Source organism: Kribbella sp. NPDC043289, from assembly GCF_056436705.1.
The window spans coordinates 41,106-53,385 of sequence record NZ_JBWKCB010000002.1 but is presented as its reverse complement, the minus strand read 5'-3'; the positions used below and the strand labels follow the sequence as shown (position 1 = coordinate 53,385).

Genomic DNA, 12,280 nt, shown 5'->3' with positions numbered 1-12,280 from the left:
TTGACCCCGAGTCGCACCGACTCATCGAATCGAGCGAGGTGTCCCGTGTACCACTCCGAGCCCACCGAAGGCGCTTCGTACCCCCGTGCGGTCCGCTACCCGCGTGCCGTGAAGTCCACCCCGCAGGTCCGCACCACCGGACTGCGGCTGGCTCATCTGGGGGTCGACCCGACCGCCGAGCGCACCTACCTGGTCGTGCTCGAGCGGCCCTCCTGGACCCCGGCCGAGCTCGGCGAGCGACTCGGTCTGGACGTCGCCGCCACCCAGGACGTGATCCAGCACCTGACCAGCCTCGGCCTGTTGGCCCGCAACGGGTCCGGCGAGGTCGTCCGCCCGCTCAACCCGCGGCTGAGCCTGACCGCCCTGCTCGCCGAACGCGAGGCCGACCTGGCCCGCGTCACCCGCGACCTGGAACGCAGCCGGGTCGCTGCGGCCGAGATTGCCGGCGAGTTCGCCCGCCGGCACCCGGCGCCGCTCGGTGACAGCAGCGGCGCGCTGGACTGGGCAGCCAGCCCAGCGGCCGCGCAGCGCACCCTCGAAGGTCTGCTGAAGTCAGCGTCCGGTGAGGTGCTGGTGAGTACGCCGGCGACGGCCGCACTCGCCGACCCGATCGCCGGCCTCCGTGAGCTGGGCACTGGAGTCCTGGCACCGGTCCGCTACCGCATCCTGGTCCCCGACGCTGCTCGCACCGACCCGATGCTGGCTCGCCGCTTGCAGCAACTGACCCGCAACGGCGCACAGGTCCGTACGGCGACCAGCGTCCCGCTCTGCGCGATGATCGTCGACACAGCGACGGTCGCCCTGCCCGCTGACCGGACCGGTCGCGGCGCGGTCAGCATCCTCCGGTTGGCCGCTGCAGTCGGCGCGGTGACCGAGCTGTTCGAACGCGTCTGGCACGCTGCGACACCACTCCGCCAGCCGACCGGTCTGGGTGACGCCTCCGGACTGACGGTCCGCGAACGCGAAGTACTCTCGCTGCTCAGTGACGGCGGCACGGACGCGTCGGCGGCCGCACAGCTCGGGGTATCCGTCCGAACCGTACGGCGGATGGTGTCCGAGATGATGGCGCGCCTCGGGGCGCAGAGCAGATTCCAGGCCGGGCTCAAGGCGGCCGAGCGTGGCTGGGTGGGGACGCGATGAGCCGCACCCTCCTGGTGGCACCGGATCGTCCGGGTGCTTACCCGAGCATCGGCGCCGCCGTTCTCGACGCACCGGACGGCGCTGTTGTCTCCATCGCACCCGGTGTGTACCGGGAGACCATCGACCTGGCGGACCGGTCCGTCACCCTGACCGCCGACGCAGGTGACGTGGTCATCGACGCCACGTCGGCACAGACCCCGGTACTCCGGGCATCGGGCGGGCACCTCGAACTCCGCGAGCTAACCATCCGCGCCGGCGACGCTCCGGCCGTCGAGCTCACCGGCGGCACCCTGCGCGCCGAACGCTGCACAGTGTCGGCCGGTTTCGGTCCCGGACTACTCGTCACCGGTCCGGCCGAGGTGTCGCTGTCGCATTGCCGGCTCGACGGCGGCGAGCACGGTCTGGTGCTGGAGGACTGCACCGCCACGATCGAGCACACCAAGATCAGCGGTGTGTCCGCGGACGGCGTCATCGTCCGCCTGGGCGCGACCGTCGTACTGCGGGACTGCCAGATCACCGACTGCGGACGTCGAGGTGTCTACGCGTACCAGTACGGCCGGTCGACCATCGAGAGCTGCGAGGTGACCGGTACGGCGGAGGCGGGCATCCTCGTCGCCTACGACTCCACCGCGGTACTGCGTCACTCGTTCGTCCGCGACGCCGGCGGACCGGCCGTCGTGTTCGGGCGCCGGTGCCAGGGCGAGGTGGTGTCGTGCCGGTGGGAGAACACCGCCGAGCCGGCACTGGAGATTGCTGATCCGGACCAGGTGTCCGTGACCGCCGCCGTTCAAGCGGAGTCACGGACGGTCGCCCGCGAGCCGGCCGCTGCGGACGTGGAGTCCCTGCTGGCGGAGCTGGACGCCATGGTCGGCCTGCCGGGGGTGAAGGACGAGGTGCACAGCCTGATCGACGAGCTCCAGGTGAACGAGTGGCGGCGCAAGGCCGGGCTGCCGACCGGCAGCCTGAGCCACCACCTGGTGTTCGCCGGCGCGCCCGGCACCGGAAAGACCACAGTGGCTCGCATCTACGGGAAGCTGCTCGCGGCACTCGGCGTACTACCGAAGAACCAGTTCAGAGAGGTCGGACGGCGGGATCTGGTCGGCCAGTACGTCGGTCACACCGCGGAGAAGACCACGGTGCTGTTCGAGGCGGCGATCGGCGGCGTGCTGTTCATCGACGAGGCGTACACGCTGTCCCGGGCCGGGGCGGAGAACGACAGCTTCGGCCAGGAGGCGATCGACACCCTGGTGAAGCTGATGGAGGACAACCGCGACGACGTGGCGGTGATCGTGGCCGGGTACGACAACGAGATGCTGCGGCTGATGGACGCCAACCCGGGCCTGGCCTCCCGGTTCACGAAGACCATCGACTTCGAGAACTACGCTCCTGATGAGCTGACCCTGATCGTGCAGCGGATGGTCGCCGCCAACCAGTACGACCTGGACGCGGCAGCGGAACCCGTGCTGGAACGACACTTCGCGATCGCCTCTCAGGTCACCAACTTCGGCAACGCCCGTGACGCCCGGCGTCTGTTCGACCGGGTCAAGACGGCGCAGTCACAACGGTTGCGCCGGCGGGGCGGCATGCCCGACGTCAACGACCTGCGCACCCTGCTGATCGACGACGTGACCGCCGCTGTTTCATAGGGCCGTGGTCAATAGCGCTGTGTCGTTAGCGCCATGTCATGAGACCGGGTCGAGCGCGACGACGAGTCCGGCCAGCAGCTCGGACACCCCGTCGAGCACGAGGCCGAGCTGGGCACCTGGAGTGCCCGGCTCGCCCTCGGTCTGCTCGGCAATCGTCGCCAGCACTTCGCAGTGCGCCCACAGCGACGGTGCGACCCAGCCCCACTGCCAGAGCTCGTACGTCGTCGCACCGACGATCGCCAATGGTTCGAGCCCTGGAACGCCGATGGCGAAGAGGTCCGGTACGTCGGGGCGGTTGCCGAGTCCGAGAAACAGCGGCAACAACCGGTGCTGCTTCGCAAAGCCGGCGGGATCATCTGCCGTGACCAACACGCCACGGCTCAGCAACACGTCCACATGGCGCTCGGCGTCGTCGATCTCAGCATCGAGGCATTGGTCCAGGAGATCGGGCAGGCCCATCGCGCGGTGCGCGAGTGTCCACACACCGAATTCGGACTCGCTCAGCTGCTCCGTCGTACGGCCAACACGGATCACGTGGTGCGTCGAGTCCGCGGACACGAGCGGACCGGCGCCGTGGCCGACGGGAAAGATCGCAGTACTCATGGCCGGTACTCCGGTGCGGCGAGATCGATACACGTGGCGCTGGGGGCGAGCAGCGCGTGCAGAGTGCTCAACACAGCGGTGAGGTCGATCTCGTGCTCCTTGCAGGCGGCCAGGAGGTTGGGAGACAGATGAGCCCACAGCCAGAGGTCGTAGAGGGTGCGGGTCATACCGGCGAGTGCGATCTCGGTGGTGCCCGACCTGAACATCGCATCATCCGGCGACGCGTTCCCCAGCCCGAGGTGCAGTGGCAGCAGTCGATGACCTGCCGCGAAGTCGACCGGACTGGCCGTGCTGTCTGTGCTGTCTGTGTCGACCTCGGCCAGCAGCTGCCTGGTCAACAGACGATCGACCACCGCGTCGGCGTCCGCGAGCCCGCTGCCGGTGGCGAAGGCGACGACAGCGGCGCGGCTCCAGGATGTGTGCGGCGCGGCGGTCAGACCGTGGGCGAGCGTCCAGACCGCGAAGTCCTCGTCGGTCAGCTCGACGATCTCCCCGCCGAGCCGGACCTGCTGGACGTGATCGTCCGCGGAGCCCGAGTAGTACGGCCCGACGCAGTGGCCGATCGGGAACATCAGTGTGGTCATGGTCTTCACGGTGGCAGCCGCCGCTCGCGCTCGGACGACCCTTGCAGCATGTGGCCAGTGTGTGGCAACAGGAGCCGGTGTCGCGGCGGACGACCTGTTCACACGGGAAGATGGACATGTGACAGACAAGGCAGGTCCTGACTCCGTCCCGGCGCTCCCGGGCTGTACGGACCTCGTCCTGATCCGGTCCGGCATCCCGCGGGTGTACAGGTGCCTGCGGCAAGGGACTGCGGTCAGCGCGCTGGTGTACCCGGTGCGCGTCGACGCAGGTACGGCGACGGCGTTCCACAAGCAGGTGAAAGCGCTGCAGGGCGTCAACCACCCGCATGTCGCGCCGGTCCTCGAGTCTGGTCTTGCGGACGGCTATCCGTACCTGATCAGCACTGCGGACAACGGGACGCTCACCGAGCAGATGCGCGACCATCTGCGCTCACCTGCTGATCTCGCAGTACTCGGTCGGCAGTTGGCGGAAGGGCTGGGTGCGCTGCACTCGGTCGGCTTGATTCACGGCGGTCTGACACCAGGGGCAGTTGTGCTGCTGCCGGACGGGCGTCCGCAGGTGTCTGCGCTCACGCTCGGGCTCGGACAACACACCGGGCACGCCGCACTGAACTCGCCTAGCCAGCTGTACGTCGCACCGGAAACACTGCGGGACGGGACGCTGACGGCCGCATCGGATCTCTATGCGCTGGGCGCTGTGCTGCATGCTGCCGTCAGCGGAAAGCCCCCGTTGGCGGCGCGGATGGGCGAGACCGCCGGCGAACACATCCTTCGCGTGCTGAACGAGCCGCCCGCGCGTCTCGACGTACTGCCGGACTCGTTCGCGGCGTTGATCGCCCGACTGCTCGAGAAGGACCCCGGGCAGCGTCCGCCGTCCGCCGAAGGTGTCGCCACGTCGCTCGCCGCGCTGACCATCCCGCCGATCCCGGCAGTCCGTCCGGTTGCCGCACCCGCGTCCACGTCGGCGAAGAAGACCGCGCCCGCAGCGGGCCGCGGGGCGACGCCCCAGCTGCCCCGACCGGCTCGGCTGTCCCGCAAACACCTCCAGTCGTGGCCCCCGGCAACACCGCCTGCCACACCTCCTACAGCACCGCCTACCGCACCGCCTAGCGCGCCTCCTGCCGCACCGCCGGTGCACCCCGCGGCGGCGCAGCCCGCGGCGGCTCAGCCCGCGCCGGCTCAGCCCGCTGCAGCGCAACCTCCGGTGGGTCAGCCTGCGCTGGGTCAGCCCGCACCGGGCGCAGCGGCCGCAGCGCATGCGGGTCCTGGCACACAGACCCAACCCGCCGTCACACCGGCGCCTTCCACCGCGACACCACCTGCGCCGGCCCAGCCGCAGGCTCCGGCAGCAGCTGAGCCCGCACACTCGGGGGGCAAACGCCGCAACTGGTTGCTCGCTGCAGGAGGTGTCGTAGTCGCCGCCGTAGTCATCACCGCGCTTGCACTGGTCAACCACAAGGGCCAGGCCGACCAGCCGCCCATCGCCGGGCAGACTCCGACTCAGGCGTCTACTCCTGCGTTGGTTGTCAGGTTGGATCCGCCGGCTGATCACAGTACGTATGTCGTGCTGACGTGGAGCGGGCCTTCGGACGTGGACTATGCGGTCGTGGTGGCGCAGGCGGGGCAGCCGGCGGATACCAGGCTGGTCTTCAAGCAGACCAAGTACCGCGTCGCGGTGGTCCCGGGGATTCAGTACTGCTTCGCCATCCAGGCCACCGACGGTGTCAACAGGATGGAGACCCCGGCCCGCCCGATCCGCGACGCCCAGTGCCAGCGCCGCTGAGTTAGCCGATCAGGCTGCGGGCGCTGAACGTTGTCCGGATGCGCTGTGACAACCCGCCCTCGGCCAACCCGCGCCGGGCCTTCCGTACGGCGGACCACGCGAACTCACGGTCCGGATCGGAGTCCTGCCCCGACCACAACGCCCGGTCCAGACACCCGGCCAGCAACGTCATCGCCTGCGACACCGGCCCGTCCGACTCTCGTGCCAGGTCCCGCGCGGTAGCGGCCGGCGTCACGCGCATCCCGTGGTCCCGTAGCAGGTCACGGGCCTCGGCCCAGGCGCCCACCGTCCCGTGCCGCCTGCGCCGCCGACGGCGTACCGCTTTGGCCAGGGGTACGCCGACGACCCACAACAGCAGCAGTACGACGATCACGCCGGCGACTGCGACGAGTGCGGCCCAGCCCGGCCAGTGATGCGTCGTCTTCGGATCCGCCGCGGGCAGCGTCGGTTCGGACTGGTGCTCGCGCTCGATCTCCTTCGTCGAGGGCAACTGCTTCCGCACAGCCTCCGCAGCGCCGGCCAGACCGCCGCCGCCGGCCTTGGACGTGGCCGTCCCGGTCGGGTCGAGCGGGACCCACCCGACGCCGCGGACGGCGACCTCGGGCCAGGCGAGGACGTCGCGGTTGCGGATCACGTACGTGCCGTCCGGGCTCGGTTCGTCGGGCTGCTTGAACCCGACCACGAGTCGCGCCGGTAGTCCGAGCAGCCGGGCCATCACGACGTACGAGGCCGCGAACTGTTCCGACGTACCGCGCTTGCTCTTCAGGAGGAAGTGGTTGAGCTGCGCGTAGCCGTGGCCGGTCGGGAGGTTCTCGCCGGTCGCGAGCTTGTAGTTGGTGCGCAGGTATTTCTCGAGCACCAGCGCCAGCTGGAACGACGGACGGACGTCACCGGCGATCTGACGCGCCAGGTCATCGATCCCGACCGGTACCTCTCCGAGATCGGCGCCGCTGCTCAGATCCGAGTCGACACCCGCAGAGGCCAGTTCGTCGGTGTCCACCGCCGGCTCGGCCCAATTGACGCGGTACTGCGATGGTCGCTGCTGCTCGGACAGCAATGCACCAGACGTCGGATCGACCAGCAGCGGTACGTCGTCCACGACGGACAGCGTCCTGGTCTGACTGGGCAACCACGGCAGTGACCAGTCCGCCAGCGCGACGTCCGCCGCCTGGCGCCGTACTGGCACCGTCACGTGTGAATCGAGGGGCAGCTCCCGACCGAGACGCTGGAACTTCGGTGTGGCCGTCCAGGTCACTCCGTCGAAGTTGTCCAAGGCAATCACCGGCCAGCGGTCCACTGGACCATCAGCGCGTGCAGTGAACACCACAGTGTCCGGTGAGCGCAGCCGCTCGGCGATCTCGGTCAGTGGATTGCTCAGCACTGTGGGCGAATCAGGTGGACTCGGCTTCGCCAGGTGGACCGCTCCGGGCGTCGGCAACGCCAGTCCGAGAGTGGACGCGCCAACAGCCATCGCTGCGAGTGCGGCAACCAGACGAGCCCACGCCGCCCGGTCCCCAGGCCACTGCAGCAGTACAAGAGCAAAGCAACCAGCAAGAGCCAGTCCGACCAGTACTGCGTCTACTCCGGTGACTGTGACGTAGGCCTGAGACAGTCCGGCCACTACGACCGCGGGTAGCACCGCCAGCAGGCGAGAACGCTGCAGCACCCGCACACCGACCAAACAGGCCAGCAGCACCAGCAAGGGCACGAACGCCACCAGGTCCGCCGACGGACTGGCCGGCCACGTCGACTCGAGCGCACGACGCCAACCGGAGGTCACTGCGTCCCACAAGGACACCGGACGCCGTGCCGCACCGGGAATCACCGCGAGCAGTGCGGCGACTCCACCAACCAGCGTCAACGGCACCCGCCACCGAGCCAGCTGTGGTCGGCGCAGAATCGCTTCTTCCACCAGATACACGACAACGGCAACAGCCAGCATCGGCAGCAGTACAGCCGACGTACCGAAGAGCGGTGCGAAGAGAAGGCCCGCTACCACTGCGGCAGCGAGCACTCCGAGGATCGGCAGCCGTCGGCTCATGCGGGTACGGCGTTCCAGGCGTCGACCGCACTCTGTGCGCTGTCAGCGTGGACAACGTGCACTCCAGCCGCGGTGTGCAGCGAAGGCTCGTCATGCGTCAGGTCGACGCACACCACCGGCCGATAGCTCGACCTGAGATTCGGTACCTCGGCCAAACCGGCAGTGTCGCCCGTCAGCACGACCAGCGCTCCACCGTCACGTCCCATCGGCAGAGACTCCAGCAGACTGGTCGATTCGGTCGACTGCTCCACTCTGGCGAGCTCGTCGAGCAGATCGCTGACGGACTGTACGTCGTGATCCGTACCGCAGGGCGTGGTGAGTCGAAGACGCTGACCGGACTGCGCGGCGACCACCAGGATCGACGCCGCCACCGAAACGGCCGTGTCGAACTGGTCCGGTGTCAGAGCCGTCGTCCGCGTGTCCAGAAGCACCTGCAGGCGCGGCTGGTCCGGATCGACGTACTCACGCACCATCAGTCGGCCTGCTCGCGCTGACGCCTTCCAGTGCACGTGGCGGACCTCGTCACCAGGTACGTACTCCCGCAGTCGGCGCAGGTCGATCGAGCCGCGCAACGGACCGGCGGACACCGGCCCCTCGAAGTGGTGCCGTTGCCGGATGCCGGTCGCTGTCCGGGCGGCGTACCGCTTCGGGTGGACCAGGAGTGTCGCTGCCTCCCCAATCGATACCTGGCACGACACCAGCCCGAACGGATCGGATCGGCGCAACAGCAACGGCCCGACGGCCAGCGGTCCACGCCGCGCCGTCGGCAGCTCATAGTGGTACGTCGCGACTCCGCTGGGCGCGAGTGCGGTCACGGACACCTCGGACTGATGCGGTCCAGCGGTGTCAACGGCAACGAACGCGGGCTGCCGTCGGGTGGACTCGTTCCGCACCATGAGCCGCGCCAGAGCGGGCTGACCGCACTCGACGCGGTCCGGGTACAACACGCGCTCAACCGTCACCTTCGGACGCCGTACGACGGTCAGCACGCTGATCAGCACCGCAGCGAGACCAGCTCCGGCCAGCACCCGCAGCATCGGGTAACCGAGCAGCTGACCCGCGACCAATAGCGCGACCGAGCCGACCAGCAGTCCCCAGGCTCGCAGCGTGAGCCTGGTCCTCATGACACGACGCCAAGAGCCCGCTTGAGATCGCGCCGCACCGGATTGCCCGGCGCCGGAGTGTCTTCGAGTACGTCGTCCACCACGCTCTCCGCCGTACGCCGGGCCAGCGTCGCGTCCGCGGTCATCACCAGGCGATGCGCGAGCACCGGACGGGCGATGCTCTTCACGTCGTCCGGCGTCACGAACGAACGCCCGTCGGTCGCGGCGATCGCGCGCGCCGCACGCACCAGCGCGATGCTGCCGCGCGGGCTCGCACCGTACCGGACCGCGCTGTGCAGCCGGGTCGCGGCGGCCAGCCGGACCGCGTACGCCATCACCGCTTCGTCGACGTACACCGATCGGACCGCGGCGACGACACCGCTCAGCGTCTCCGGGTCGATCACCGGCTCGAGATCGTCCGGTGTCGGACCGGCGCCGTCCAGCGCGACCACCTCGACCTCGGCGTCATGGTCCGGGTAGCCGATCTCGATCCGGAGCAGGAAGCGGTCCAGCTGCGCCTCGGGCAGCCGGTAGGTGCCTTCCATCTCGATCGGGTTCTGCGTGGCGAGAACCATGAACGGGTCCGGCACGCGCCGGGTCTCCGCGTCCACAGTGACCTGCCGCTCGGCCATCACCTCGAGCAGCGCGGACTGCGTCTTCGGCGTCCCGCGGTTGACCTCGTCGGCGAGCACGATGTTCGCGAACACGCCACCGGGGTGGAACACGAAGCGGCCCTTGCTCTGGTCGTACACGACGACACCGGTGATGTCGCCGGGCAGCAGGTCGGGGGTGAACTGGATGCGGCTCCACCGGCCGCCGATGCTGCGCGCCAGGCTCCGAGCCAGGCTGGTCTTGCCCAGCCCGGGCAGGTCCTCGATCAGCAGGTGCCCGCCGGCGAACAGGGTCGCGATCGCCAGCCGGACGACCTGCGGCTTCCCGCGGATCACCCGCTGGACGTTCGCGGCGATCAGCTCGTACGCCTGCTGCGGTTCCATCCCGCGCCCCGAGTCCCGCATCACCACTCCACACCCTTCCGTGCACTCTTACGTCGCCGAGCGGTACGTCGTACCGCTCCGGCCGGCGCACTGGCCGGAGGGAGCGCCGGAGCGCCCGCGGCCGGCGTGGCCGTCGTACTCCCGGCTGTGCCGGTGGCGGTCGTACTACTCGCGTTGTTGCGCTCGCGGGTGATCGCCTTGACCGTGAATGTCAACTGGAGCGAAGACAGACCGGTGTAGCGAGTGCTGGTGGTTGTGACGGTTCGGTCCTGCTGGCCGGTCGCTGAGACCACGTAGTGCACCAGCTGGCCTCCACCGAGGTTCGGTGCGGTCCAGCTCAGCGACACGGAGCCCTTGCCCGGAGTGGCGGTCACCTTCGGCGCTGCGGCTGGTCCGTACGGGTAGACGGTCCGTGTGGCGGCAGAGCGCGGTGAAGTGCCCGCATTGTTCTTCGCTGTGACCCGATAGCTGACAGCCTTGCCCAGCGTCGGCTTCACGGTCGCCGAGGTCACGTACGCCTGCGCTGCGGTCGACGAACCGTCCGAGCCGACCACTGTGTAGCCGGTCAGCGTGTAGTCCGTCGCAGCCGACGACGCCCAGGACACCGTGACGGATCCGTCGGGCTTGGTCGCGGCGCTGACCTTCGTCGGTGCACTCGGCGGCCCGGCCTGCCCGTTGATCGTGGTGGCCTTCGTGTCCACGGCCGGCCCGGTCCCGACCCGGTTCGTCGCGGACACGGTGAAGATGTAGCCGCCACCGTTCAGCAGCTGGCCGAAGCTGTGGCTGCGGGAACTGCCGGAGACAGTGGCCGTGCCGGACTCCGGCAGACCGACGACGAAGGTGCCGGGCGCGATCCGGAAGCTCACCTTGTAGCCGGTGATCGCAGCGCCGTTGGCTCGGGCCGCATTCCAGGTCACCGTCGCCTTGCCGTTGCCGGGCTTGGCGGTCACCGCACCTGGCGCACCCGGCGCCGCGGCCGGCGGGGTGGTCGGTTTGGTCGTCGTCGGCTTGCTCGGCTTGGTGGTCGTCGGCTTGCTCGGCGGCGGGGTCGGCTTGGTGGTCTCGGTCCGCTTCGGCTTGCGCTCCGGCGGCACCGTCTCGGTGCTCTGCGGCTTCTCCGGACCCACCGTCACGTGGATCGGCGGCAGGATCGGCCGGTGCGGCGGTGGCGTCGACGCCGGAGTGGACGGCGGCGTAGAGGTCGGCGTACTGCTCGGCGTCGGCTGGGTCGGCGTGCTGCTCGGCGTCGGCTTCTCCTTGGCGGTCGGCGACACCGGCTTGTTGCCGCCGTCGGTGTCCACCTCGCTGACCGTTCCGTCACCGTCGACGACCGTCACGACCTCACCGGTCTCGTCGTCGATGTAGATCCGGCCGTCCTGACCGGCCGTCACCCGCGGGCCACCCTTGAGGTTCCCGGCCTTCTTCTTGCCGAGCTCGTGGGTGTGCAGCGGCTTGCCATCGGGAGCGAACGTCCGGACGACCCGCTTGCCCGCGTCCAGTACGGCGACTGCGGCCCCGGTCGCGGCGACGGAGTCGTAGTGCCCCGGCGGCAGCGTCACACTCTCCGCGGCCTTCGCTCCGGCAGCGTCCACGAGCAGCAGTCGCTGACCGGCCAGAATCGGGATGCGGCCGCCGACGTCGGCCTGTGCGACCACCGAGTCGGTCGGCAGCGTGCCGCCCACGGACATCGGCACAGCGCGGCCAGCCGCGTCACCGGTCAGTGGCGTCAAGGTGCGCTTGGACAGGTTGGCGAAGGCAGGCTTGCCACCCACGCTGAGCAGCGAACCAGTGTCACCGGCCTGCGCCGGCAGCGTGCAAGCCAGCTCGGTCGACGCAGGCGCCAGCTTGCAGAAGTGGTCGGCGTCCCGCAGCCACAGCGCACCGTCGGCAGTGGCGATCGCACTGGACACCACACTGCCTACAGTGACGGTCTGCTGCTGGTCACCAAGCCGGACGATCTGACCGTGCTTCCGGTACACCAGGTAGGGCCCGGACTGTGCCTCGATGCCGATCGGCTCCTCCGGGATCCCGATCCGCATGGTGCTCTTCACGGTCAGGTCGGACTTGCCGAACACGATCACGCCGTCCGAGTTCACGACGTACCCGTTGGTGGTGCCCTGGACGACCTGGCTGCCGGCCTCGGTCTGGACGCCGCGGACCTCGGCGTTGACGTTCTTGCCGCCGCCGTCGACCCGGAAGACCGCGCCGAGGGTCGCGTTGTAGACCCAGTGGCCCGCCTGCTGGAACGCCACCGCGGGCGCGCCGCGGCCGAGCGCGGAGTACCCGACGAAGGTCCCGAGGATGAGCGCCGCGACCGTCCACCACGCGACGGGGCGGCGGATCGCGCGGGCAATGCGAGTCATGCGGCTAACCGTGCCTTTCGAC

Annotated in this window: 9 protein-coding genes; 3 read left to right on the top strand and 6 right to left on the bottom strand. The window is 69.5% G+C overall.

The genetic code is table 11. The features are described from left to right. Nucleotides 1-108 precede the first annotated feature (108 nt). Together AC0662_RS12090 and AC0662_RS12085 are read left to right on the top strand one after the other, a co-directional pair. Complete coding sequence (locus AC0662_RS12090; RefSeq protein WP_452197287.1) at nucleotides 109-1,140, top strand: helix-turn-helix transcriptional regulator; 1,032 nt, start codon at nucleotides 109-111, stop codon at nucleotides 1,138-1,140. After that, nucleotides 1,137-2,786, top strand: coding sequence for a right-handed parallel beta-helix repeat-containing protein (locus AC0662_RS12085; protein WP_478300311.1), 1,650 nt, complete (start codon nucleotides 1,137-1,139; stop codon nucleotides 2,784-2,786). The genes AC0662_RS12090 and AC0662_RS12085 overlap by 4 nt, the downstream gene beginning before the upstream one ends. Nucleotides 2,787-2,822: 36 nt before the next feature. Here the strand turns inward: AC0662_RS12085 and AC0662_RS12080 are convergent, their stop codons facing one another. Next, nucleotides 2,823-3,389, bottom strand: coding sequence for a hypothetical protein (locus AC0662_RS12080; protein ID WP_452197285.1), 567 nt, complete (start codon nucleotides 3,387-3,389; stop codon nucleotides 2,823-2,825). Further along, nucleotides 3,386-3,973, bottom strand: coding sequence for a hypothetical protein (locus AC0662_RS12075; protein ID WP_478300308.1), 588 nt, complete (start codon nucleotides 3,971-3,973; stop codon nucleotides 3,386-3,388). The genes AC0662_RS12080 and AC0662_RS12075 overlap by 4 nt, the downstream gene beginning before the upstream one ends. Before the next feature lie 118 nt (nucleotides 3,974-4,091). Between AC0662_RS12075 and AC0662_RS12070 the strand changes: the two genes are divergently transcribed. Next, a complete protein-coding gene (locus AC0662_RS12070; protein WP_478300306.1) occupies nucleotides 4,092-5,756 on the top strand; it encodes a serine/threonine-protein kinase in 1,665 nt (554 codons plus the stop codon). 1 nt (nucleotide 5,757) lies between these two features. Here the strand turns inward: AC0662_RS12070 and AC0662_RS12065 are convergent, their stop codons facing one another. Genes AC0662_RS12065 through AC0662_RS12050 form a run of 4 tightly spaced genes read right to left on the bottom strand, consistent with a single transcriptional unit; the run spans nucleotide 5,758 to nucleotide 12,258 of the window. Further along, nucleotides 5,758-7,797 carry a transglutaminase TgpA family protein gene (locus tag AC0662_RS12065; RefSeq protein WP_478300304.1) on the bottom strand — a complete coding sequence of 680 codons (2,040 nt, stop codon included), beginning with the start codon at nucleotides 7,795-7,797 and terminating at the stop codon, nucleotides 5,758-5,760. After that, entirely contained in the window at nucleotides 7,794-8,921 is a 1,128-nt protein-coding gene (locus tag AC0662_RS12060) for a DUF58 domain-containing protein (protein WP_478300302.1), read from the bottom strand. The genes AC0662_RS12065 and AC0662_RS12060 overlap by 4 nt, the downstream gene beginning before the upstream one ends. Further along, complete coding sequence (locus AC0662_RS12055) at nucleotides 8,918-9,916, bottom strand: AAA family ATPase (RefSeq protein ID WP_452197280.1); 999 nt, start codon at nucleotides 9,914-9,916, stop codon at nucleotides 8,918-8,920. The genes AC0662_RS12060 and AC0662_RS12055 overlap by 4 nt, the downstream gene beginning before the upstream one ends. Then, nucleotides 9,916-12,258: a fibronectin type III domain-containing protein gene (locus tag AC0662_RS12050; RefSeq protein WP_452197279.1), complete on the bottom strand. Its 2,343-nt coding sequence runs from the start codon at nucleotides 12,256-12,258 to the stop codon at nucleotides 9,916-9,918. The genes AC0662_RS12055 and AC0662_RS12050 overlap by 1 nt, the downstream gene beginning before the upstream one ends. Nucleotides 12,259-12,280 lie beyond the last annotated feature (22 nt).

Coding starts and splice junctions, on each gene's coding strand:
- AC0662_RS12085 (WP_478300311.1), top strand. CDS start 1,137: ATGAGCCGCACCCTCCTGGTGGCACCGGATCGTCCGGGTGCTTACCCG.
- AC0662_RS12080 (WP_452197285.1), bottom strand. CDS start 3,389: ATGAGTACTGCGATCTTTCCCGTCGGCCACGGCGCCGGTCCGCTCGTG.
- AC0662_RS12075 (WP_478300308.1), bottom strand. CDS start 3,973: ATGACCACACTGATGTTCCCGATCGGCCACTGCGTCGGGCCGTACTAC.
- AC0662_RS12065 (WP_478300304.1), bottom strand. CDS start 7,797: ATGAGCCGACGGCTGCCGATCCTCGGAGTGCTCGCTGCCGCAGTGGTA.
- AC0662_RS12060 (WP_478300302.1), bottom strand. CDS start 8,921: ATGAGGACCAGGCTCACGCTGCGAGCCTGGGGACTGCTGGTCGGCTCG.
- AC0662_RS12055 (WP_452197280.1), bottom strand. CDS start 9,916: ATGCGGGACTCGGGGCGCGGGATGGAACCGCAGCAGGCGTACGAGCTG.
- AC0662_RS12050 (WP_452197279.1), bottom strand. CDS start 12,258: ATGACTCGCATTGCCCGCGCGATCCGCCGCCCCGTCGCGTGGTGGACG.